The 22,611-nt window shown below is 74.7% G+C and carries 18 protein-coding genes and 3 tRNA genes; 9 read left to right on the top strand and 12 right to left on the bottom strand.

Annotation, left to right across the window (positions count from 1 at the left end; genetic code table 11):
- Positions 1–33: 33 nt before the first annotated feature.
- Entirely contained in the window at positions 34–558 is a 525-nt protein-coding gene (locus AB0N27_RS25845) for a DUF488 domain-containing protein (RefSeq protein ID WP_364374862.1), read from the top strand.
- 9 nt (positions 559–567) lie between these two features.
- Here AB0N27_RS25845 and AB0N27_RS25840 read toward each other — a convergent pair whose 3' ends face one another.
- Genes AB0N27_RS25840 through bioB form a run of 3 tightly spaced genes read right to left on the bottom strand, consistent with a single transcriptional unit; the run spans position 568 to position 2,271 of the window.
- Positions 568–1,074 carry a GNAT family protein gene (locus AB0N27_RS25840; protein WP_364374859.1) on the bottom strand — a complete coding sequence of 169 codons (507 nt, stop codon included), beginning with the start codon at positions 1,072–1,074 and terminating at the stop codon, positions 568–570.
- A gap of 4 nt (positions 1,075–1,078) precedes the next feature.
- Positions 1,079–1,270, bottom strand: coding sequence for a hypothetical protein (locus AB0N27_RS25835; RefSeq protein ID WP_364374856.1), 192 nt, complete (start codon positions 1,268–1,270; stop codon positions 1,079–1,081).
- 5 nt (positions 1,271–1,275) lie between these two features.
- A complete protein-coding gene (bioB, locus tag AB0N27_RS25830; RefSeq protein WP_364374853.1) occupies positions 1,276–2,271 on the bottom strand; it encodes a biotin synthase BioB in 996 nt (331 codons plus the stop codon).
- A gap of 154 nt (positions 2,272–2,425) precedes the next feature.
- Here bioB and AB0N27_RS25825 point away from each other — a divergent pair, with 154 nt between their 5' ends.
- Genes AB0N27_RS25825 through AB0N27_RS25810 form a run of 4 tightly spaced genes read left to right on the top strand, consistent with a single transcriptional unit; the run spans position 2,426 to position 6,611 of the window.
- Positions 2,426–3,592, top strand: coding sequence for an 8-amino-7-oxononanoate synthase (locus AB0N27_RS25825; RefSeq protein ID WP_364375035.1), 1,167 nt, complete (start codon positions 2,426–2,428; stop codon positions 3,590–3,592).
- A gap of 17 nt (positions 3,593–3,609) precedes the next feature.
- On the top strand, positions 3,610–4,314 hold the full coding sequence (gene bioD / locus AB0N27_RS25820; protein WP_364375032.1) for a dethiobiotin synthase: 705 nt from the start codon (positions 3,610–3,612) through the stop codon (positions 4,312–4,314).
- 54 nt (positions 4,315–4,368) lie between these two features.
- Positions 4,369–5,943, top strand: coding sequence for a histidine kinase (locus tag AB0N27_RS25815; protein WP_364374850.1), 1,575 nt, complete (start codon positions 4,369–4,371; stop codon positions 5,941–5,943).
- Positions 5,940–6,611 (top strand): response regulator transcription factor, encoded by a 672-nt coding sequence (locus tag AB0N27_RS25810; protein ID WP_364374848.1) that lies wholly within the window; start codon positions 5,940–5,942, stop codon positions 6,609–6,611. The genes AB0N27_RS25815 and AB0N27_RS25810 overlap by 4 nt, the downstream gene beginning before the upstream one ends.
- Before the next feature lie 31 nt (positions 6,612–6,642).
- Here AB0N27_RS25810 and AB0N27_RS25805 read toward each other — a convergent pair whose 3' ends face one another.
- From AB0N27_RS25805 to AB0N27_RS25785, 5 genes are all read right to left on the bottom strand, one after another.
- Positions 6,643–7,410, bottom strand: coding sequence for an ABC transporter permease subunit (locus AB0N27_RS25805; RefSeq protein WP_364374845.1), 768 nt, complete (start codon positions 7,408–7,410; stop codon positions 6,643–6,645).
- Positions 7,407–8,339, bottom strand: a complete 933-nt coding sequence (locus AB0N27_RS25800) for an ATP-binding cassette domain-containing protein (RefSeq protein ID WP_364374842.1) — start codon at positions 8,337–8,339, stop codon at positions 7,407–7,409. Before AB0N27_RS25800 ends, AB0N27_RS25805 begins: the two co-directional genes overlap by 4 nt.
- Positions 8,340–8,408: 69 nt before the next feature.
- The gene (locus AB0N27_RS25795) at positions 8,409–9,254 is read right to left on the bottom strand and encodes a polysaccharide deacetylase family protein (RefSeq protein ID WP_364374839.1); all 846 of its coding nucleotides are present in this window, start codon (positions 9,252–9,254) and stop codon (positions 8,409–8,411) included.
- 24 nt (positions 9,255–9,278) lie between these two features.
- Positions 9,279–10,391 carry a cytochrome P450 gene (locus tag AB0N27_RS25790; protein ID WP_364375029.1) on the bottom strand — a complete coding sequence of 371 codons (1,113 nt, stop codon included), beginning with the start codon at positions 10,389–10,391 and terminating at the stop codon, positions 9,279–9,281.
- Positions 10,392–10,457: 66 nt separating this feature from the next.
- Positions 10,458–11,126 (bottom strand): 50S ribosomal protein L11 methyltransferase, encoded by a 669-nt coding sequence (locus AB0N27_RS25785; protein ID WP_364374836.1) that lies wholly within the window; start codon positions 11,124–11,126, stop codon positions 10,458–10,460.
- 177 nt (positions 11,127–11,303) lie between these two features.
- Here AB0N27_RS25785 and AB0N27_RS25780 point away from each other — a divergent pair, with 177 nt between their 5' ends.
- Entirely contained in the window at positions 11,304–12,140 is an 837-nt protein-coding gene (locus AB0N27_RS25780) for a hypothetical protein (RefSeq protein ID WP_364374833.1), read from the top strand.
- 82 nt (positions 12,141–12,222) lie between these two features.
- Here AB0N27_RS25780 and AB0N27_RS25775 read toward each other — a convergent pair whose 3' ends face one another.
- Positions 12,223–15,153, bottom strand: coding sequence for a M36 family metallopeptidase (locus AB0N27_RS25775; RefSeq protein WP_364374830.1), 2,931 nt, complete (start codon positions 15,151–15,153; stop codon positions 12,223–12,225).
- Between the two features lie 163 nt (positions 15,154–15,316).
- Positions 15,317–15,919, bottom strand: a complete 603-nt coding sequence (locus AB0N27_RS25770; protein ID WP_364374827.1) for a TetR/AcrR family transcriptional regulator — start codon at positions 15,917–15,919, stop codon at positions 15,317–15,319.
- A gap of 407 nt (positions 15,920–16,326) precedes the next feature.
- Between AB0N27_RS25770 and AB0N27_RS25765 the strand changes: the two genes are divergently transcribed.
- From AB0N27_RS25765 to AB0N27_RS25755, 3 genes are all read left to right on the top strand, one after another.
- A tRNA-Gly gene (locus tag AB0N27_RS25765) sits at positions 16,327–16,399 on the top strand.
- A 34-nt stretch (positions 16,400–16,433) separates the two neighbouring features.
- A tRNA-Cys gene (locus AB0N27_RS25760) sits at positions 16,434–16,504 on the top strand.
- Between the two features lie 13 nt (positions 16,505–16,517).
- Positions 16,518–16,592, top strand: a tRNA-Val gene (locus tag AB0N27_RS25755).
- A gap of 97 nt (positions 16,593–16,689) precedes the next feature.
- On the opposite strand, the gene AB0N27_RS25750 is transcribed toward AB0N27_RS25755, so the two are convergent.
- Together AB0N27_RS25750 and AB0N27_RS25745 are read right to left on the bottom strand one after the other, a co-directional pair.
- Complete coding sequence (locus AB0N27_RS25750) at positions 16,690–19,443, bottom strand: ABC transporter permease (protein ID WP_364374824.1); 2,754 nt, start codon at positions 19,441–19,443, stop codon at positions 16,690–16,692.
- Positions 19,440–22,607 (bottom strand): FtsX-like permease family protein, encoded by a 3,168-nt coding sequence (locus tag AB0N27_RS25745; protein ID WP_364374821.1) that lies wholly within the window; start codon positions 22,605–22,607, stop codon positions 19,440–19,442. Before AB0N27_RS25745 ends, AB0N27_RS25750 begins: the two co-directional genes overlap by 4 nt.
- Positions 22,608–22,611: the final 4 nt, after the last annotated feature.

Below are 22,611 nucleotides of genomic sequence, written 5' to 3'. Positions count from 1 at the left end.
AGCACACGGGATTCGGGGCAAGGCAGCAGTGTGGTGGAACTGCTGACCGTAGGGCACGGTACGGCCGACCGGGTGCGGCTGGGGGACCTGCTGACCGGGGCCGGGGTGGCCCTGGTCGTGGACGTGCGCAGGTACCCGGCCAGCCGCACCAACCCGGACGTCCGCCGCGAGGAGCTGGAGCGGTGGCTCCCCGAGTTCGGGATCGACTACCGCTGGGAGCCACGCCTGGGCGGGCGGCGGCACATCCCCTCCGGCGAGCCGGAGCCGGACACCTGGTGGAACGTCGCGGCGTTCCGGGCATACGCCGCCTACACGCGCACGCCGGAGTTCGACGTGGCGCTCACCGAGATGTTGGCCGACGCGACCCGGCGGACCACCGCCGTGATGTGCAGCGAGAGCCTCTGGTGGCGCTGCCACCGTCGACTCATCGCCGACGTCACAGCCCTCGGCCGGGGAATGCCTGTCGCGCACCTCATGCCGGAGGGCCGGATCAGCTCCCACCAGCCCGCCGAGGGTGCCCGCCAGCTCCCCGACGGACACCTGTGCTGGGACGGCTGACGCGCCCGCTCACTCCACGAGATCGTCGGCGAGCAGGTCCATCAGCAGGCCGTCGTGCCAGCGGCCGTCCTCGCCGCGCTCGTAGCGCCGCAGCACACCTACCGGACGGAAACCCGCCTTGGCGTACGCGCGGATGGCGGCGCTGTTCGCCGCCGCCGGGTCGACTGTGAACCGGTGGTGGCCGTACTCGTCGACGAGGTGCCGGGCCAGGGTGCGGATGGCGTCCCCACCGAGGCCCTCGCCGCGGACCGCCGGGTCGAGGAAGATGTCCAGGCTGGCGTGGCGGTAGTCCGGATCGGACTCGGCGTGCCACTGGATCGCGCCGACCACCCGGCCGTCGTGCTCGATGGCGTACAGGGCCAGGTCGTCGTCGCCGAGGTCGGCGCGGACCGAGTCGGCCAGGTCGTCGCCGCCGCGCCACCACCGGCGTACCTCTGGGGCCGCCCGGATCGCCGCGAGGGCCGGCACGTCCTCGACCGTCGCCGGTCGCAGGGTCACCGCCCGCCCTCGCAGCATCGGCTCAGCCCCGGATCTCACCGTGCTCGACGCAGATCGCCGACCAGCCGACCGGCAGCACCTGCACCTTCATCCGACGGCGGCACGAATGGCAGTACCGGGGCGGCTCCAACCGGCGGGCCGACGCGCAGCCCGCATGGGCGCCGTCGGTCGCCGACTCACCGCACCTGTCGCACCACACCTGCGTCGTCGTCATGGTCGTCACAGCGTGGCGGAGAGGGCCTTGACAGGCATCTTCAGCTCGTCGAGCAGGTCCAGGTCGGCTGTCGCCGGCCGACCCAGCGTGGTGAGGTAGTTACCGACGATCACCGCGTTGATGCCACCGAGCAGACCGTCGCGGGTGCCCAGGTCACCGAGGGTGATCTCCCGACCGCCCGCGTACCGCAGGATGGTGCGCGGCATGGCCAGCCGGAACGCGGCGATGGCCCGCAGCGCGTCCTTGCCCTCCACCACCGGACGGTCGCCCAGCGGCGTGCCGGGGCGGGGGTTGAGGAAGTTGAGCGGCACCTCGTGCGGGTTCAACTCGGCGAGCTGCGCGGCGAACTCCGCCCGCTGCTCGACGGTCTCGCCGAGGCCGAGGATGCCGCCGCAGCACACCTCCATGCCGGAGTCGCGGACCATCCGCAACGTCTCCCAGCGCTCCTCCCAGGAGTGCGTGGTGACCACGTTGGGGAAGTACGACCGGCAGGTCTCCAGGTTGTGGTTGTAGCGGTGCACGCCCATGTCGACAAGGTCGTCGACCTGCTCCTGGGAGAGCATGCCCAGCGACGCGGCGACCTGGATGTCCACCTCGGCCTTGATGGCGGCCACGCCCTCGCGCATCTGCTTCATCAGCCGCGCGTCCGGGCCGCGTACCGCCGCCACGATGCAGAACTCGGTAGCCCCGGTCTTCGCGGTCTGCTTCGCCGCCTCGACGAGCGACGGGATGTCCAGCCAGACCGACCGCACCGGAGAGGTGAACAGCCCGGACTGGGAGCAGAAGTGGCAGTCCTCCGGGCAGCCGCCGGTCTTCAGCGAGACGATCCCCTCGACCTCGACCTCCGGGCCGCACCAGCGCATCCGCACGTCGTGGGCGAGTTGGAGGGCTGCGGGCAGGTGCTCGTCGGGCAGACTGAGCACGGCGAGAATGCCGGCCTGGTCGAGGCCGACACCGTCACCCAGGACCTGGGTCCGGGCCTGGTCGAGGATCTCTGGCATGGCTCGTACCCTACAAGGCCTCCCGATCAGCCGGAATGACCCGCCGTCTCCGGACCCTCGCACCGAGTGGATCCGTCGGGCGGCTGGCGGCGGGTGGTAATTTCGCCCGGCGGGTGTCGGCGTGACCGGCGCGGACAGCGGCGAAGGGGTGACGGTGGCGGACTGGCTGGCGACGCTCGACCGCCGCGCGGACCTGCGGGCGAAGGCCGGGCTGACCCGGCGGCTGCACCCGCGTCCCGCCGACGACGGCATGACCGACCTGGCCGGCAACGACTATCTCGGCCTGGCCACCCACCCGGAGGTCACCGGCGCCGCCGCGGCGGCCCTGTCGGCGTACGGGCTGGGGGCCACCGGGTCTCGGCTGGTACGCGGCTCGACCGACGCGCACCACGCGCTGGAGGCCGAGCTGGCGGGGTGGCTGGGCACCGACGGCGCTCTCGTCTTCTCCTCCGGCTACCTGGCCAACCTCGGCGCGCTGCGGGCCCTCGTGCAGCCCCGGACGCTGCTCGTCTCCGACGCGCACAACCACGCGTCCCTCATCGACGGGTGTCGCATCTCGGGCGCGGAGACAGTGGTCACCGCGCACGCCGACGTGGCTGCGGTCGCCGCGGCGCTCGCGGCGGCCCCGGGCCGCCCGGCGGTGGTGGTCACCGAGTCGGTCTTCTCGGTCGACGGTGACCTCGCCCCGCTGACCCGACTGCACGCGGTGGCCCGCCGCCACGGCGCGCTGCTGCTCGTCGACGACGCGCACGCGCTCGGCGTGACAGGTCCGTCAGGCGCCGGTGCGGTCGCCGCTGCCGGGCTGGCCGGCGAACCGGACGTGGTGGTCACCGCCACCCTGTCCAAGGCGCTGGGCGGTGCGGGGGGAGTGGTCGCCGGCCCGGCCGAGTTCGTCAGGCACCTGGTCGAGACCGGGCGTACGTTCATCTTCGACACGGCGCTGCCGCCGGCGGTCGCCGCCGGGGTGCACGCCGCGCTGCGGCTGGCCCGGGCCGGGGACGATCTGCGCGCCGAACTGGCCGACCGGGTGGCGCTGGCGGTCGGTCGGCTGCGCGCCGCCGGGTTGACCGTGTCCGCTCCGGACGCGGCGGTGATCTCGGTGACCGCCCCCGGTCCGGACGCGGCGACCGCCTGGGCCGCCGCATGCCGGGACCGGGGCGTCGCGGTGGGTTGCTTCCGGCCGCCGTCCACCCCGGACAGCCGGTCCCGGCTGCGGCTCACGGTCAGCGCCGGGGTGCCCCGGGCGGCCTTCGAGCGGGCCCTGGACGTCGTCGTGGAGTGTGCGCCCGTGCCGGCGAGGGATACCGAGGTGGTCGCGTGAGTGCCTGGCAGGGAGTGGTGCTGGTCACCGGCACCGACACCGAGGTCGGCAAGACCGTGGTGACCGCGGCGATCACGGCAGCCGCGCAGGCCGCCGGACTGCGGGTGGCAGTGGTCAAACCGGGCCAGACGGGTACGGCCAGCGGCGAACCGGGTGACGTGGACGCGGTGAACCGGCTCGCCGCGCCGCTGACCGGCCGTACGCTGGCCAGCTATCCGGATCCGCTGGCGCCGCTGGCCGCCGCCCGGGTGGCCGACCTGCCGCCGCTGGAGCTGTACACGGCGGTGGACGCCGTACGCGACGAGACCGACAAGCACGACCTGGTGCTGGTGGAGGGCGCCGGTGGGCTGTTGGTGCCGATGGGCCTGCGCCCGTCGGGTGAGCCGTGGACGATGGCCGACCTGGCGGTGTCGCTCGGCGCGCCAGCGGTGGTGGTCGCCCGCGCCGGTCTGGGCACGCTCAACCACACCGCGCTGACCCTGGAGGCGCTGGACCGGCGGGCGGTGCCGGCGGGCGTGGTGATCGGCGCCTGGCCGGCCACGCCGGAGCTGGTGCACTGGACGAACCTCACCGACCTGGTGCCGAACCTGCTCGGCGCGGTGCCCGACGGCGCCGGCGCGATGGACCCGGGCGTGTTCCGGCGGTCGGCGCCGGGCTGGCTCACCCCGGCCCTGCACGGGGTGCTCGACGACTGGCGGACCTGGGCCGAGGAGAGCAGCTGAACACCTGACTTTCGTCGGTGTCCGGGCAGGTCGGGCGTGGGTAGCCTGACCGCCGTGAGGATTCTGGACCACCCGGCGGCCGGTGCGCCGCGGCGGGTGTCCCGGTGGCGGCGTCCACTGCTGGACGTGCTGCTCTGGGCGGTGCTCGCCGCCCCGATAGCCGGCGCCAGGTTGAGCCCGCCGTCCCCGCCGTGGGACGTCGCGATGCTTGTCGGTTCGCTGGCGGTGCTGGCGGTGGCCGTGGTGTCGGCGCGGCGCTGGCCGCTTGTCGGACTGCTGCTGGCGGTGCTCGGCTCGTTGGTGGACGGCAACTTCGTCTTCGCGATCCCGGTGTTCAGCTATCTGACCGGCCGCCGCAGCGCTGGCGCGGCACCGGCGGCGGTGGTGTTCGGTGTCATCGCGGTCGGCGGCACGGTGCTGAACCTGGGGCTGCTCGGCACCGGCGCGGCCACCTGGTTCCTGCTGGCCTCGGTGCTGCTGTTCGCAGGCGTGTTCCCCTGGCTGGTGGGCCGGTACCGCCGCCAGCAGCGGGAGCTGACCGACGCCGCCCGCCGCCACGTCGAGGCGTCGACCCGCGAGCGGCGGGGCGCCGCCGAGCGGATCCGGTTGCGGGAGCGGGCCCGCATCGCCGAGGAGATGCACGACTCGCTGGGCCACGACCTCAGCCTGATCGCGTTGCGGGCCGCCGCCCTGGAGCTGGCCGACGACCTGCCGCCGGCGCACCGGGCGGCGGTGGGTGAGCTGCGGGCCAGTGTGGCGGCGGCGACCGAGCGGCTGCACGACATCATCGGGGTGCTGCGCGAGGAGGGCCGCCCGGCCGGCGTCGCGCCGGTGGGGGAGACAGTCGTCGACCTGGTCAACGGGGCGCGGGAGGCCGGGATGGCGGTGCGGTTGGACGTCGAGGCCGGCGCCGCCGAGCCGCCCGGGATGACCGGGGCCGCCGCGCACCGGGTGGTCCGGGAGGCCCTCACCAACGCGGCCCGGTACGCCCCGGGCGCCCCGGTCACCGTCACCCTCGCCCCCGAAGGGGCCGGGATCGAGGTGCGGGTACGCAACGGGCCGTCGCCCGCCGACCGGCCGCCCGTACCGGCGTCCTCGGGCAGCGGGCTGCTCGCCCTCGCGGAGCGGGTACGGCTGGCCGGCGGCGTGCTGGACACCGGCCCGTGCCCCGACGGTGGATTCCAGGTGCGGGCCCGGCTGCCCCTGCCCGCCGACTCGTCCACGGGCGTGCCGGCCGGAGGGTGGTCCGCGGCTCCCCTCGACCCGGAAGCGGGTGACGACGACGGTGGGATCGAGCGGCGGCTCGGTGAGGCCCGCCGTCGGGTCCGGCGCAGTCTGGTGACCGCGCTCGCAGCCCCTGCCGGTCTGGCGCTGGTGCTGTCGCTCGTCTACTACCCGTTCGCCACTGCCGGCACGGTGCTGAGCGAGTCGGTGTACGACCGGATGCGGCCCGGGACCCCACGCGCCGACCTGCCCGGGTTGCCCCGCCGACAGCTCACCGGGCCGCTCGGGACGTCGGAGCCGGGCTGCGAGTACTACACCGACGGCAATTTTCCGCTCGCCGCGCCGACGTGGCGGCTCTGCTTCGCCGACGGCCGGCTGGCCAGCAAGGAGCGGATCACTCAGTGAGCACCGAAACGACCGGACCCGTGCGGGTGGTCCTCGCCGACGACGAGGCGATGATCCGGGCGGGTGTCCGGGCCATCCTCGCCACCGATCCCGGCATCGAGGTGGTCGCCGAGGCCGGCGACGGGCACACGGCTGTGGAACTGGTCCGTGCGCACCGGCCCCGGGTGGCGTTGCTGGACATCCGGATGCCGAGGCTGGACGGGCTGGCCGCCGCCGCCGAGATCCGCCGGGTCGTGCCGGAGACCGCGACGATCATGCTGACCACGTTCGGCGAGGACGACCACGTGGCCCGGGCGCTGGGGCACGGCGCCAACGGGTTTCTGCTCAAGGCCGGCGACCCGCGTGAGCTGATCGCAGGCGTGCACGCGGTCGCCGACGGTGGGGCGTACCTGTCGCCGCGGGTGGCCCGGAGGGTGATCGAGCTGGGCGCGGGGCGGTTGGCCCGTCGACCGGCCGCGCGGGACCGGACCGCCGGGTTGACCGAGCGGGAACGGGAGGTGCTGGCGCTGGTCGGGGCGGGGCTGTCCAACGCGGAGATCGCCCGCCGGCTGCACCTGGTGGAGGGCACCGTGAAGAGCTACCTGACAAGCATCTTCACCCGGCTGGACGTGCGGAACCGGGTGCAGGCGGCGATCGTCGCGTACGAGGCGGGGCTGGTCGACGGCTGAGCGGGGGCCGGCCCGGCCCCCGCTCAGCGACTCAGGCGTCGCGCCGGCGCAGCGCGGCACGGCCCAGCAGCAGCGCCGCCGCGGCCCATCCGGCGAGCAGGAGCAGCCCGACCGCGCCGGGGTACGGGTCGGTGTCGCCGGCCAGGAAGTGCCCGCCGGCCACCCCGGGGAACACGTCGGCTATCCGGTTGAGCACGGCGATGTCCGGCTCCTGCAGGGACAGCGGCACGATCATCAGGGTGGCGAGGAGCACGATGATCGTGAGCACCGCGCTGCGCAGCGCCGCACCGAGACCCAACGCGAGGACGCCGACGAGCGCCAGGTAGGTGGCCACCGCCACGATGTCGCCGATCGTGTCGGCGGCCGGCGCGGTGCCCCACTCGCCGAGGACGGGCCGGGCGACCACTGTGCCGACACCGCCCAGCAGCAGCCCGAGCACGAAGGTCACCGCACCGGCGACCACGGCCTTGGCCAGCAGTACGCGACCGCGCGACGGGGTGCACTGAAGGGTGGTCCGGATGGTGCCGCTGGTGAACTCGGCGGTGACCGCCAGCAGGCCCAGCGCCAGCACCGCGTACTGGGTCAGCTCGACCGCGTCGATCACCACACTGCCGACGGTGACGACCCCCGCGTTGTCGGTGAGGTCGTCGTTGGTGTTGCCGTTGGCGACGTAGATGGCCAGCTGCCCGGCGCTCGCCGCCATCAGCAGCAGTCCGGCCAGGACGGTCCACCAGGTGCTCCGGACCGAGGAGAGCTTGGTCCACTCGGCGGCCACCGCGCCGCGCAGAGAGCCGTTCATCGGGTGCCACCTCCGGTCGGGCCGCCCGCGTACTCGACGCTGTCGGCGGTCAACTCCATGAACGCCTGCTCCAGCGAGGCGCCGTGCGCGCTCAGCTCGTGCAGTCGTACCCCAAGCTCGTGTGCCAGGTCGCCGACGCGGTCAGCGGTGGTGCCGGTGACGGTCAGCTCGTCCGGGCCGGCCGGCTCGACGGTTGCCCCGGCGGCGGTGAGGTGCGCGGCCAGGGTGACCAGGCCGTCCGGGTGCGGACTGCGGACGCGGACCGCCACCCCGCTGCCCGCGATCACCTCGGCGACCGGGGCGTCGGCGAGCAGCCGGCCCCGGCCGATCACCACGAGCTGGTCGGCGGTGAGCTGCATCTCGCTCATCAAATGGCTGGAGACGAAGACGGTACGTCCCTCGTCGGCGAGGGTCCGGGTGAGCTGGCGCACCCAGCGCACCCCGTCCGGGTCGAGGCCGTTGACCGGCTCGTCGAACATCAGCACCGGCGGGTCACCGAGCAGAGCGCCGGCGATGCCGAGCCGTTGGCCCATGCCGAGCGACAGGGTCCGTCCGGGTTTCCCGGCGGCCGGTCCGTCCAGCCCGACGATGTCCAGCACCTCGTCGACCCGACCGGCCGGGATCCCGTTGCTGCGGGCCATGGCCAGCAGGTGCGCCCGTCCCGACCGGGCCGGGTGGATGGCGCGGGCGTCGAGAAGCGCGCCCACCTCGCGCAGCGGCCGGCGCAGCTCCTGGTACGGCCGTCCGCCGACGAGGGCCTGCCCGGCGGTGGGCCGGTCCAGCCCGAGGATCATCCGCATGGTGGTGGACTTGCCGGCGCCGTTGGGGCCGAGGAACCCGGTGACCCGGCCGGGTGCGACGTCGACGGTCAGGGCGTCGACAGCGACCGTCGCACCGAACCGTTTCGTCAACCCACGTAATGTGATCATGCGGTGACGGTAGGCGTGCGGGAGGTCGTCCCACCGCGCCCGAACGGCACCACCCGGCCCTGACTTTGGTCAGGTCAGCGGTAGGTAGTCCTCCAGCAGCGCCGGCGTGAGCCCGGCCCGGTGGATCGCCTTCAACGCTCCCAGCAGGTCGTCCATGAGCGCCGGCCGGAAGTGCATGAGCAGCACGTCGCCGGGGCGTACGACCTTCTCCGGGGTCTGGTAGCGCACCTTCCCCTCGTGGACGGTCTCGGACCAGTGGAAGACAGCCTTCATGCCGCAGTCGTGCGCCGCCCGCAGGGTGCTGGCGTCACGGTTGCCGAACGGCGGGCGGAACAGGGTCGGCCGCTTGCCGAACAGGGTCTCCAACCGGTCGGCCGCGCCGCAGATCTCCTGCTTCTGGAACTCGTACGACCGGCCGGACAGCGAGGTGTGCGTGATCGTGTGGTTCTCGACGACCCCACCGGCCGCCTCGATCTGCCGGAAGTAGTCGGTGTGCTCCTGCGCCGCCGGCGAGTTGAGGAACATCGTGACCGGGATGTGCGCCTCCCGGATGAAGTCGATCACGGCGGGTGGTCGGGCCAGCCCGCCGTCGTCGATGGTGATGAAGGCGACAGGCTGCTCGGTCGGCAGCCGGTGCCAGAACGGGGCCGAACCGGTCGCCGGCAGCGGCACCGGCTGCGGTGGCGGGGCGGGCGGGAACGTCGGCACCTGGGACACGTACCAGGCCAGGCTCCCCGGTGTGGGCTTCGCCGTGGGCGACGGCGAGGCCGACGGCGTCGGGGCGGACGGGGTCGGCAGCGGGGTCGTGGTGATCCGGCGCGCGTGGAACGTCGGCCCGGCTGTGCAGGCACTCAGCGCCAGCAGAGCCAGAAGCGTTGTGACGACACGGATCCGACGGGATGGGGTGGCGGACACGCCCGGAAACATACCGAGTGGAGATCAGCCCGGGGGCCGCCGCACCACGAAGGCGTCAGGCATCCGGAAGGTGAGATTGTCCGGACACCAGGGCGGGCGGACGACCCGGATCCCGTCCAGCAGCGGCGCGGCCTCGGCCACCACGACTGCCGCCTCCATCCGGGCCAGCACGTCACCGACGCAGCGGTGCGCGCCCGCCCCGAACGCCAGGTGCCGGCGCGATCCGCGCTGGCCGGGGCGGAACTCGTTTGGCGACTCGACGACCGCCGGATCGCGGCCGGCGCGGCCCAGCCACAGCACGAGGCTGGTGCCCGCCGGCACGTCCGTCCCGCCAAGCGTGCCGTCCACCGCCGCCACCCGCCGCCACGTGACGATCGGCGGTTCCAGCCGCAGGCCCTCCTCCACCACGTCGGCGACCGCGACGTCGCCGGTCCGCAGCCCGGCCCGTACCGCCGGTTCGCCGGCGAGCCGGTGCAGCAGCAGGGTGAGGAACTGCGAGGTCGTCTCCTGCCCGGCGACCAGCAGGAAGAAGAGCGCACCTACCACCACGTCCGGTGGATGCCCGGCGGCGCGCAGGTCGCCGGCAAGCCCACCGCCGGTGGCCGCGAAGTCGCGCAGGACGTCGTGGAACCTGCCCACCTCGTCGGCGAGCGCCACCTGCCGGTCGGCGTCCAGCGGCGCCCAGAACAACTCCAGCGCGGCCCGGGCGAACTCCTTGACCGCACCGACCGGCGCGTCCGGCAGCTCCACCAGCCGGGCCAGCACCAGCAGCGGCAGGTCGGCGGCGAGATCGGCGTACAGGTCGACGGGCCGGCCGGCGTCGAGCGTGGCGCCGAGCCGGGCGACCCGGTCCCGCACCAGCGCGGTGAGCCACTGCCGCTGCGCGGCGACCCGCGCGGGATGCAGCGTGTCCGCCACGATCGCCCGGATCGCCGGATGACTGGCGCCCGAGTTGTTCGCGAGGGTCGGCGGCAGCCGGAACCGGTGCCCGGCGAGCACCCGCAGCGCCGTCACAGGCATCGGCGTCACCGCGTCCAGCGCGTTGTCCGGCCGGTAGCTGACCGGATCGGCGAGGACCTGCCGGACCAGCGCGTGCCTGGTGACGACCAGATGGCGTACGCCGACGTGGTCGGTCACCTCGACGACGTCCGGCCCGGGTGCCTCGACCGCGGACTCCCAGCTCCGGAACAGCACGCCGACACGCTAGCGGGCGGCTCCCGGCAGCCCGGGGCGCAACTGCCAGACGGTGGTGCGCTTCACCCGCACGCTCTCCAGCGCCTCCGGCACCGGAACGTCGTAGTGGGCCAACTCGTCGAAGCGGTCCCGGGGCAGGAACGCCCGACCGGGGTCACCGACAAGCGCCGGCGCGCCGGCCCGGGCGGCGCGCAGCAGGAACCGCAGCACCCGACGGGCCATCGCGTCGCTGTAAAAGACGTCACCGGCGAGCACCACCTCGGCGTCCCCGGCGTCGCCGTCGAGGATGTCGCCGAACTCGGCGTCGACGCGTACCCCGTTGGCCTCGGCGTTGAGCGCGACGGCCGCGACGGCCAGCTCGTCCACCTCGACGGCCCGCACGGACGCCGCGCCGGCCCGGGCGGCGGCGATGGCCACCAGGCCGGAGCCGGAGGCCAGGTCGAGCACCCGACGGCCGGCGACCGCCTGCGGGTGGTCGGTCACGTAGCGGGCGAGGGCCTGCCCGCCGGCCCAGGCGAACGCCCAGAACGGTGGCGGACGGTCGGTGCTGAACTCGCCCTCGGTCAGCTCCCAGAGCCCGATCGGCTCGTCCGCCTGGTGCAGTCGCACCTCGGGAACGAACGGGACCGGGGCTAGCCGCGCGTGCAGCCGGACGAAGGTGCTGGAGAGCTCGGACACCTGCCCGATTGTTCCAGCGACCAGTCGCCCGGCGTGTCGCGGGGGAGTGGTGACCGGTTCACCACCGTCGGTGAAAACCCACCCCGTGCTTGCCGCCCGGTGCGAACACACCCGTCTGGTCGGGGCACCGGCCCGCTCCTAGCGTTGCCAGGTGGAGACGACCGAACGGAGGCGACGGTGGTGACGGTGTGGCGGAACGCGCTGAGGGCCGGGGTGGTGCTGGCCGGCCTGACCGGGGCGTTGCTGACCCTGGCCGCACCGGCACAGGCGGCCTTCGCGACCGAGATGAGTGGCCTGCCGGCCCGGTTCACGGCCGGCGACCAGGTACGCACGATCTCCGCCGTGGTCTCGCAGACGGACCGGCGCGCCGGCTGCGCGAAGGTGCGCTGGTCGATGGTGCTCACCGTGCGGGGTATCCGACTGGACCAGGTGAAGATGGACCGGGTGGAGGAGAACGGCGACTTCCCGCTGGAGATCCGGACCGAGGGCGACGTGGCCCGGCTGACCGACCGGCAGCTCGACCCGGGCACCCTCTGCCCGGGCCGCACTGTCACGGCCCGCTACCGGGTGGCCTTCGACAAGGACGTCACCCAGGGGCGGATCACCCTCGCCGCCGAGGCGTACGACGCGAACCTGCGGCTGCTGGCCCGGCAGACCGCCACCCGTTCGGTGGTGGGGGTGGGCGCCACGGCCACCGCTTCGCCGAAGGCGAGCGCGACGCCGACGTCGAGCGAGCCGACTGGCGAGCCGGAGGAGGCGGCGAGCACGCCTGCCGACGAGCCCGTCGTGGACCAGCCGGTCGATGCCGCACCGCCGGCTGCCGGCCGTCCGGTCTCGCAGGCCGGCGGGTTCGGCCTGGTGCACGCCGCGTTCCTGCTCGGCGGCCTGCTGCTCTCGCTCGGGGTGGGGCTGCTGCTGCGACTGCGCCACCTGACCCGGGCCGCTGCCACCGAGGCCGAGGAGCCGCCTGTGGACCGGCTCTGGGAACGGCCGGCGCCCGCCGGTCGCTGGTGACCGCCCGCCGCTGACGATCGGGTACGCCGGCGGCGGGCCGCCAGCCGTGGGGGCCGGCGGATCGCCGCCGGCCCCCACGGTGTCACCTGGTGAACGCCTGGAACTCGGCGATCCGGACCTGGTCGCGCGCCGGGCTGGCGGTCGCGCAGTCGGTCGTCGTGGCCGGGTCGTCGTCCTGCTCACCCGCGTAGTTCGGGCCGCCTGTGCACTGGCTGGCCAGCACCTCCAGCCGCAGGTGGGTGGCGACGGTGCTGGGCACCGTGAACGTCCGCAGGTTGATGTCCCGGCTGTACGCCCGGTACGCCCCGCCGGGGAACGCGTCGGCAGCACTCGTGTAGATCCGCTGCCAGCGCGACGGGTCCGCGCAGTCGGTGGTCCGGGCGTTGCACGCGGACACCGCGAACGAGCGCAGCGCGCTCAGCGCGTTCTGACTGCCGGTGTCGACGTCCCCGGCCACCGCGGGACGCAGCATCGCGCTGACGTTCACCCGCTTGACGGTCTGCGGCACGCCGCCCGGCAGCGCCACGGTGACCTGTCGCCCGGCCACCCCGTCCACCGATGCCCAGTTCGTGGCCTCGGTGTCGTCGGCGATCCGGTCCAGGTTGACCCCGTCGCCGCTGATCGTGGCCCCGGACGTGGTGGACGCGAGGTTGCGGCTCAGCGACAGGTCGACAATTCCGCTCCGCCCGGCGTCGGCGACCACGCTGAGTCGCTGGTGCCCGAAGCCGGGCGCCACCGCCAGCAGGTCGTACGTACCGGCGACCATCTCCACCGTGTCCGGGATCGGGGTCGCCGGGTCGGTGTCCGCGATCGGCGTCGCCCGGGCCTCGTACGCCCCGACGTACACCCGGATCGGCGCGTCGGCGCTCTCGCCGCGCGGGCGCAGGGTGAGCGTCCCGTTGCCGCCGCGCGGTGACGCGAAGCTCGGCGTCGGGTCGGTGTCGGCGGCGCCGTTGGTGACGGCGTCGCGGCCCATCCCGGAGCGGGCGAACTCCGCCCAGATCAGGTCCTGGTTCGCCCCGCCGAAGCGCAGCAGGTCGGCGGTGAGCATGTTGTCCCGCATGTCGAGCATGCTGACCTGGCTGGCCGCCTGGAGCAGGAACGAGTCGAAGACCAGCTGCGACCAGCGCCGGTTGCCGGGGCACCTGTCGGCGGCGACCTTGCCCTGCGCGCACTCCGCCTGCCGCTGGGGCGTGCCGAGGCCGTACCGCTTGACGAGTGCGGAGCGGACCCGGAAGTTGGTGGCGCCCCAGATCTCCCCGTCGGCGTGCACCGCCGGGCCTCCGGTGTTGTAGCCGATGTCCGAGTAGTTGAGCGGACTGCGGCTCAGGTCGTAGTTGCGGATGCCGCTGACCAGGTTGCCTGTCACGTAGCCGCCGGTGACGAAGGGCGTCTCGCCTGGCGCGCGCAGGCCGTTCTGGTAGAGGTACTCGGCGGCGAGCAGATCGCCCCACGACTCGCCCATCGCCCCGCCCTGGTGGCCGCCGATCCCGCTGTCCGGGCCGGCGATCATCCGGTTGGTGATCGCGTGGGTGTACTCGTGGCCGATCACCGTCATGTCGTAGTCGCCGTCGACGCACGGCGGGTACGGTCCGCCCGCCTGCGGCTGCCACAGGTACATGTTGGTGGTCGGCGGCAGCCCGTCGCGCGGGGTGCCCTGGTTGGCGTTGTTCCGGTTGCCTGTCAACGCGCCCTGCTGGGCCCGGCCCTGCTCGGCGTCACCCCCCAGACCGGCCGCTGTGAGGTTGACCGCCTGGAGGTTCCACGCCGACTCGGTGAAGCCGAGCTGGTACGCCCAGTCGTGCATCCGGTTGTGCATGGCGAAGAGGTTGGCGATCGACGCGTCCGCGTCGTTGCGCTGGGCGGAGGTGAACACCTCCGGGTTGCACTTCGCCTGGTGCCACTGGTCGGTGAACGGGTACTCGTAGCGGCGCTCCGGGCTGGTGGGCGCCGGGACGACAGGGGTGTTGTTGCCCCAGGACAGGACCGTGTTGGCCGAGTTGCCGCGCGAGGTGAAGGTGGGCGTGCCGGTGGCCGCGTCGATGTCCCACGGCTGGCCGGTGGCCGGGTCACGGAAGGCGGCCTGGCAACCGGGTGCCGGGTCGCCGCACCAGCGCACCCGGGGGTCCTGCCCGGGGCCGAGGTCGCGGGGCGGGGTTGCCGGGAAGACCGCCCAGCTCGGGTTGTCGGAGTCGAAGTCGACGAGGTCCTCCCGGACGAGCACCTTCCCGGTGATGCCGTCCACGTACGTGGTGAACGCGGCCGGGTGGTCGCTGTCGGCGCCGATGAGTGTCACCTCGTACGCGGACCGGGGGCCGTCCACCGGGGTGGGTACCGCAACGGCCCGCACGGTGTGGCTGGCGACCGCGCCGGCGTCGAGTCCCGCGTCGGCGAGCGCGGCGGCGTACGCCTGCTCGGCGGTGCGGGTGGCCGGTGCCGGCGTGCCGGTGTCGCGGGCCAGCGAGGAGCTGACCGAGAGCACCGCCCCGCCGGCGACGGCGACTGTGACGAGCCCGTCCGGCCCGGCCGGCAGGTCGCCGAAGCGTTGCCGGAGGGTGACCACGGCGCCGCTGCCGATGGGGCGTACCAGCACCCGTTCCATGGCGGCGACGGTGGGGGCGTCCATGCCGTACAGGTCGCGGTTGGCGGTCAGGTAGGCGCGGGCGGCGGCCTCCGGGTCGGTGGGCAGCCCGGCGGCGAGGGGGGTGCGGCCGGGGCCGAGCGCCTGCGGGGTGCCGAGGCGGTTCCACCGCACGTCGGGGTCCGCGGCGCGGGCCAGGCCGCGCTGGCGGGCGTCGGGTGCCGCCGTACCGGTGCGGTTGTCGACGTCGGCGGGTTGGTGGCCCTCGGCGAACGGGCCGGACCTGCGCTCGGCGGAGGGTGGGTTCGCGCTGGGGGCCGCGGTGCTCACGCCGGTGGGGAGCAACGCGGCGGCCGTGGCCGTCGTCGCCAGGATGGCGATGAGCCGGCGTCGACGCCGGCTCATCGGGGGTGACCACTCCGGTTGTGGCACGGGACCTCCTCGTGGGAGCGGGATGGCCGGCGGCTGCCGACCGATGCTGCGCGGTCACGCATGCGCATCTGTGGATATCAGTCGGCCGGGGGCAGGGCAAGGTCCGGAGCCTGTGCAATGTCGTCGGCCCGCCATTGGGCGGGCGGCCGGTCGCCGGAGCGGGTCAGTCCAGCTCGGTCGGGTCGAGGCCCAGTTCCCGGGCGGTGACCAGCCGGACCCACTCGCCGAACTGCCGGCGGGAGATCACCCGGTCGTGCACGGCGAGCTGCACGGCCAGGCCGTCCATCACCGCGCTGATCCGCCAGGCAGCCCCGTCCGGGTCGGCGCACTGGAAGGTGCCGTCGGCCACGCCGGCGGCGATGACCGCGGCCAGGTCCTGCCGCCAGCGCAGGTCGAGCCGGCGGGAGACCTTCTCCAGCTCGGGGGTACGCAGCGACTCGGACCAGCCGTCGATCCACATCGACCAGGAGGTGGCCCGCCCGGCCGGTGTGTAGAGCTTGAGGATCCGGCGGAGCTTGGTCAGTGGCGGGGCCGTGGACCGGATCACCGCGTCCAGTCGGGCCAGATCCTGCTCGACCGCGTACGCGAACGCCTGCGCGAGCAACCGCTCCTTGGTGGCGAAGTGGTAGAAGACAAGCGCCTGGCTCACGCCGGCGGCCTGCGCCACGTCCGCCGTCCGGGTGTTCGCCAGACCGCGCTCGACGATCACGTCACAGGCGGTGCGCAGCAGGGCATCCAGGCGGATCTCGGCCGCACGTCTCGTCACGACCGTTACCGTAGCCCATCTGACCGAACACGAACAGTTACCGCCGCTGTCCGATTCGCGCTGCGGCAGTCGGAAGCCGGACACTTCCAGAAGGTGTCGTCGGTCGTTCTTCTGAGGGTGTTCGTCGAGGTCCGTCGCGCGTCCGCCGGGTGCGGGGACGCTGGTGGGCGAGGGTCGGACCGCCGGTGCGGGATCTGTCGGGTGATGCCGGAGTGTGACGACAGAACGTCAATTGAGACACCAGGCCAGCCCCCTAGGAAGCCCAGCCGGCGGTGGTCGTGATCTCGTCCGGCGCCACCCCCGAGCCACCGGAACGGGACGGGACGCGCCGAGACGCCCCCCGAGTTGGCAGTCGTTCCCGGGCTCGGCTAAAGTTCTCATCCGTCACCCGGGAACACCGGGGGCGTGCGGACGTAGCGCAGCTGGTAGCGCATCACCTTGCCAAGGTGAGGGTCGCGGGTTCGAATCCCGTCGTCCGCTCGGAGCTGCCGCCACGCATGACGGGGGCAACCTCGGTGGGGTGGCCGAGAGGCGAGGCAACGGCCTGCAAAGCCGTGTACGCGGGTTCAAATCCCGTCCCCACCTCGGCATTATGCACGGGCGATTGGCGCAGTGGGAGCGCGCTTCCTTGACACGGAAGAGGTCACTGGTTCAAACCCAGTATCGCCCACCAGATGGACAGGTGATTCGCCGAGACCCGGTACCGGGTCTCGGCGATTTCCGTTTCCGGAGTGATCAGCCGGGCGCCGCCGGGCCCGATCGGCCTCCCGTCACCCGCCGGCGCGGAGGACCTCGCTCAGCCGGTCGCGTCGCCGCAGCGCCGACTCGACAGGTACGACAGTGACGGCCGCCGCCAGCAGCGCCACGCTCACCAGGCCGAGCAGCCACCACGGCAGGACCGCCCCCGGGTCGGCGGCCTGGCCGGTGAGCAGACGCAGGTCGAGCGGGCCGAGCGTCAGGCGCGCCAGGAGGGCCCCGAGTAGCGGGCCGCACACGGCGGCGACCACGACCGGCGGCAGCAGTTCTCCGGCGGCGACCCAGCGGGCGTCGCGTGGCCGCAGACCGAGGGTCCGTAGCCGGGTCAGGGTCTGCCACCGCTCCGACGCGCCCGCGGCGGCCGCGAGCGCGAGACCGAGCAACCCCAGCGCCAGCAGCACCGCGGCGGCCGTCCACGCCAGCCGGAGGAGCCCTGCGGACAACGGAGCCACTCGCTGCGCCCGCAGGACGTCCGGGCGCAGGACGACGTCGGCGGCGACGCCGCTGTTCGACACGGCCCGCGCCGCGCCGGGACCGGTCACCCAGACGGTGTTCGGAACGGCGGGCAGCCCGGCGTCGGCGAGGGCCGCGGCGTCCACGATGACGACGTCACCGGCGCCCCCGACGGAGGGCGCGGCACCTACCGCGACGAGGTGGATCGCCGGACCGCCGTCGCGGGGAAGCTGCAAGCGCGTGCCCTGCCGCACATCGCCGTCGCTCGACCGGACCAGCGCCGGGACGTCCCCGGGGCCGGGTGCCGTGAGCCGGGCCAGCGCCGGCGCGTCGGGCAGCGGGGTGGTGGCCAGCAGGCGCCCGAACGCGGCGGCGTCCACGATGACCAGGCGTGGGGTGGACAGTGTCGAATCGGTGAAGACGCGCGCCGAGTCCGTCACCTGCGCGACGACGACCTGCTCCACCCCGGGCGCGGCGGCGATGCGCTCGGCCAGTGCGGGCGTGGCGGCCCCGGCGTCGGCGCCCACGTCGAGGCGGGCGTCGGCGCCGACGGCGCTCCACGCGCCGTCGGCCAGGCCCCGGGTGACAGTGGCGCCGAGGATGAGCGCGAACGACGCGAGCGCCGTGGTGCTCACCAGAACCAGCAGCGGCAGCGCCCGCCCGGCCGTGGTCGCCGCCCGAGCGGCACCGAACACGGCAAGCGGGCGGCGCGAGCGCAGAGCCTGCCGGAGCGCGAACCGCGCCCCGAGGGGCAGCAGCCGGAGCAGGACGAGCGCGCCGACGAGCACGCCCAGAGCGGGTGCGCTGATCGGCAGGATCTGTTCGCTGGTCAGCTCACCGGTGTCGCCGCCGGAGGCGGTGGGCAGGAGCCCGCGCTGGCGCAGTGTGACGAGGGCGGCGACCGCGGCGACGAGGACCGCGGCCTCCACGGCGGCGCGCCGCAGCTGCCCGGTCGCCCGGGTCCAGCGTCGGGCGGCCGGGTTGGCGGGTTGCCGCCGGTCGCGGCTGGCGCGGGCGGCGGCGAGGGTGCCGAACGCCGGCCCGGCGACGACACCGGCCAGGATCACGGGAACGACCCAGGACCAGGAGACGCCCGGAGCCACCGTGCGGGCGAGCGCGAGCCCGACGGCGGCGGCCGACACGGACACCACTGTGGACTCGGCGATCAGTTCGGCGCCGAGGTCGGGTAGCGCCGCCCCACGCTGCCGGGCGGCGCTCAGCGCCGGGGTGCGGCGGCGCACCAGCAGGTCGGCGGCGAGCAGCAGGACCAGCACCGTGGCGGTGAGGACCCCGGTGAGCAGGACGGCGGCCTGTGCGGATACGGCGCTGATCCGCGTACGGGCGGTGCGCAGGGTGGTGTCGAGCTGCGACTCCCACTTCAGGGACTCGTCGCGGGCGCCTGACGAGGCGGAGGCCGCCTTGAGTTTGACCACCTGGCTGGCGAGCGTCGCGGTGGTGTCCCAGGTGAGCGCGTCGGCTTCGGGGGCGAAGTGGACCGTGCGTCGTAGTTGGCCCTCGTCCACGGCGAGCCGGGCGTCCGGTAACGACTCGCGCGACAGCAGGCCGGCGAAGCGGGTGACGCCCACGCCGTCGGCGCCGGGCACGGGGCGCAGGAGCGCCGGAGCCAGGAGCCAGGCGGGGTCACCGCTGTCCGCGGGTCGGTAGATCCCGCTGATCCGGACGTCCCTGTCGCGACCCCGGCCGTCCCTGACCGGGATCCGATCGCCGGGGCCGAGGTGGAGCGCGGCGGCGTCCGCCTCGCACAGGCCCACCTGCACCGGCCAGGGCGGTCCGTCGTAGGGGGTCTCCAGGTACTCGTCGGGGACGGCGGAGCCGGGCGCGCTGCCGGCCACCCAGGTCACGTCCGGGCCGCCGGCGTCACCGGCCAGATAGGTGAACTGGAAGGTACGCGGCACGTCGCCCTCGGTGATGCTCAGGATCGGGCCGTTGACGACGGCGATGGGCGGAAGCAGCGCGGCGTCCAGGTCGGGCCCGAGCGCGTCTGTCGCCCGGGCGCGGAAGTCGTCGACGTCCTCGGCGAGGCGGGCTGTCCGTACCCGCCCGCCGGTCGGGCCGTCGTCCCGTTCCCAGTCGGCGTGTGCGAGGACGTTCGAGTCGTGGCCGGAGCGGCGGACCTCGTCCTGGACGGCGTCGTCGGCGGCGGCGCGCAGCAGCGCCGGCACGGCACCGGCGAGCAGCGCGACGGCCGCGATGACGGCGGCGGTGAGCAGCAGCGGGCCGGCGTCGGTCCGGCCCCGGCCGCGGATGCTGGGCCAGTGCGGCGTCGGCCACCGGCGGGCCAGCCACCGCTTCACGGCGCCACCCGCAGGTGCGCGGCGTCGGCCCGGCGGACCTGGACGGTGACCACGACGGCGACCGCCAGCAGGCATCCGGCCAGCAGGATGGCGAGCAGTGCGGCCTCGGCCGGCCACGGCCACTGTGGCTGGGCGGCCGGGACGGGTGCGGCGCCGGTGTCGGAGCGTACGAGCAGGGGAGCGACGACGTGGGTGGCGAGCGCGCCGACGGCCGCGCCCGCCGCGAGCAGGGGCAGCAGGACGCCGGCGTGCTGGCCGAGCAGCACGGCCCGGCTGTCGCGTCGGGACATTCCCAGGCCGCGCAGCCGCGCCACCTCGACGGCACGGGCCTGGAGATCGCAGGTGACGTGCAGGACGACGCCGGCGAGCAGGAGCAGGGCCGCGGCCGGGACGATGAGCCGGAGCGCGCCCGGCAGCCCGGCGCGCAGCGGGCCGCCGGTGAGGCGGGCGGTCTCCGCCTCGCGGGTCGTGACGGTGCCCAGGTGCAGGGCGGTGGCCCGTTCGGCGGCGCCGGGACCGGCGGGGTGGCCGACCCACCAGGCGTCGACCGGGAACGTCAGATCGCCTGTGACGACGCGTGCGCGGGACAGCGTGTCCAGGTCGGCCAGGATGGCGACGGCGCCGGGGGCGGACGGTACGGTCGGCACGACCTGGGTGACGACGATCGGGACGGGCGTGATGCCGATCGTGACACTGAGCCTGCTGCCGCTGTCGGCGCCGACCTCGTCGGCGAAGCGGGCGGAGACGGCGACGGGCACCGGTCCGGGGTCCGGGAAGGCGCTGGCGACGATGGTCCGGGCGGCGTCGTCGGCGCCGCCGAGCTCGACGGTCGCGGCCATCCGCAGCGCGGTTCCCGTCGGCGTGGTGGACACCGTGACGGCCGGACCGCTCACCCTGCTCGGGACCGGTGGCGCGGACGTGGCGGTCCAGTCCGATCCGTCAGTGGCCTTCTCCGCCGACCCGGCGGGCGGCACGGTGAGCGTGACGGCTACGGCCACCGGGCCGCCGACCGCGTCGGTGGTGACCGGTAGAGCGACCGCGACGAGGCGCAGCCCGTCGGCCGTGGCGCAGGCGGGCAGCCGCGCCTCCCGGCCGTCGAGCGGTACGGGGGGACCGGTGCAGGACGTGCGGAGGCCGGCGGCGTCCTGCAACAGCAGCCGGGGCGTCACGGTCAGCGGGGTGTCGCCGGCCGCGGTTCCGCTCAGGACGAGTGGGGCGCCGGCCGCAACGGCGAGGCCGGTGACCCGGGTGCGTGGCGCCAGCGTGGCGGCGACGTCGGCCCATCCTCGGTCGCTGTCCACCTGCCCGCGCAGCAGCGCGTCGGCGCGGGTGGTGTCGACGGCGACCAGGCGCGGCGCGTCGCCTGCCGTGCCGAGCCACTGACCGACTGTGGTACCACGGTCGAGGGCCGGGCTCACCGCCCCGCCGGTGGCCGCGCCGATTAGCGCGCTGTCGCCGGCCACCGGGGCCGTGCCGAGGGTGAGTGCGAGGTCGGTGCCGACGGCGAGCGCGGCCTGGTCGCGCTGCGACTGGTGCCACGTGGTGTCGAAGGCGAGGCCGAAGGTCGCGGACGCGCAGGCCAGCCCGACCAGCAGCCCGGCGGCGACCGCCTGGGGCCGGCGGGCGGCCTCGGCGACCGCCAGCGGAAGCGCCAGCCCGCGGGCGCGGTAGGCCAGCCGGTCGACGCCGCGCAGGGCGGGCAGTACCACCCGGAGCGCCAGGGCGGCGCCTGCGGTGAGCAGCAGCGCCGGCGCGAGCACCCGGACCGCGTCGGCGCGGGGGCTGGCGGCGGTGGGCTGCGCGTACAGCTGCCACCACCCGGCGGCGGCGAACACCGCGAGCAGCAGGTCGGCGCCGGAGCGGGCCAGCAGTTCGCGGCGGGTGCCCCGGTCGCCGGCTGCCGGGACGGGCCGGATCGCCAGGACGGTGAGGACGGCGGCGAGCACCAGCGCGCCACCGGCGACCGCGAGGACCTGGGCGCCGACGATGGCAGGCCGTACGGTCAGGCCGGCGTCGTCAAGTGGTGGCAGACGGGTCAGGCCGGCGTGCACTGCCGACGAGGCAGGTGTCGCGAGCGCGGCGGCGACGGCGGCGACGATTCCGGCCTCGAGTGTCGCGGTGGCGGCGAGTTGGCGACGGCTGGTGCCCACGGCGGACCGCAGGGCGGTCTCGTCGGCGCGTATGCCCGCTGTCAGCCGGCCGGCGAGGACGAGTGCCGTCGCGGTCAGGACACCGCCGAGGACGGCGATGGCGAGCACGACGGCGGCGGTGACGTGTCGCTGGTCGTCGGCGGCCCGCAGGGTCAGCGGCAGGTCGGAGGCGACACGGGCGAGCGTGACACGGTCGCCGAGGGTGCCGGCGAGCCGGCGGTCGGCGTCGCGGACGCGTCCGGCCATGGCCTCCAGGTCACTGCGGTTGGCGTGGGACAGGTCCGGATGGGCGCTGATCTCCATCCGGTCGACTGTGGCTCCGGTGGTGACCAGGTCGGCGAGGTCCACGAGGAACGGGCCGTAGGCGTTCACCGGCTGAAGGAAGCGGCCGTCCCGGTAGCCGGTGGCGGAGCCGGCCGCGGCGAGCGGGTCGCGCTCCCAGCCGCGTCCCGGCAGCGGGCGTACGACACCGACGACTGTCACGTCGATGGCCGGTACGGGCGGGTGGGCCAACTCGGTGCCGAGGCGCACCCGCTGGCCGGGGGTGAGGCCGAGCAGGTGGGCGGTGGACTCCAGCAGCACCGCGTCGCCGGGGTGCTGCGGCCAGCGCCCGGTGACCAGCTCGGCGCGGGCCGGCAGGTCGTCCATCCCGGAGAGGTACGCCTGGGCCCCGACCGTGGTGCCCGGTGCGAGGGTGGGCGGCAGCGCTCGCAGCACCGTCGAGGCCCGCGCGGTCGTCGTCACCGGGAACGGTGCGTAGGCGGAGGCCACGACGGAACGGGTGTCGGCGGCGACGGACGGGACGTCCGGGCCCTCGACGGTTCCGGTGTAGACGGTCGCGTCGACGGCGGCGGGGGCGGCGCGGGCCATGGCGACCTCCAGTGCCCGCTCGGCGGTGCGGGTGACCAGCAGGGTGCAGGTCCCGAGCACTGTCGCGCCTATCGTGACGACACCGAGGAGGGCTGCCAGCAACGGCCACTGCGCGCGGGCACGCCGGCTGACCAGCCTCAGCATCGTC

The organism is Micromonospora sp. NPDC093244 (genome assembly GCF_040683695.1).
GTDB lineage: Bacteria > Actinomycetota > Actinomycetes > Mycobacteriales > Micromonosporaceae > Micromonospora.
Note: the sequence above shows the minus strand (reverse complement) of the source record. Positions and strands in the feature narration are given on the sequence as shown.

Coding starts and splice junctions, on each gene's coding strand:
- AB0N27_RS25805 (WP_364374845.1), bottom strand. CDS start 7,410: ATGAACGGCTCTCTGCGCGGCGCGGTGGCCGCCGAGTGGACCAAGCTC.
- AB0N27_RS25840 (WP_364374859.1), bottom strand. CDS start 1,074: ATGCTGCGAGGGCGGGCGGTGACCCTGCGACCGGCGACGGTCGAGGAC.
- AB0N27_RS25835 (WP_364374856.1), bottom strand. CDS start 1,270: ATGACGACGACGCAGGTGTGGTGCGACAGGTGCGGTGAGTCGGCGACC.
- AB0N27_RS25745 (WP_364374821.1), bottom strand. CDS start 22,607: ATGCTGAGGCTGGTCAGCCGGCGTGCCCGCGCGCAGTGGCCGTTGCTG.
- bioB (WP_364374853.1), bottom strand. CDS start 2,271: ATGCCAGAGATCCTCGACCAGGCCCGGACCCAGGTCCTGGGTGACGGT.
- AB0N27_RS25800 (WP_364374842.1), bottom strand. CDS start 8,339: ATGATCACATTACGTGGGTTGACGAAACGGTTCGGTGCGACGGTCGCT.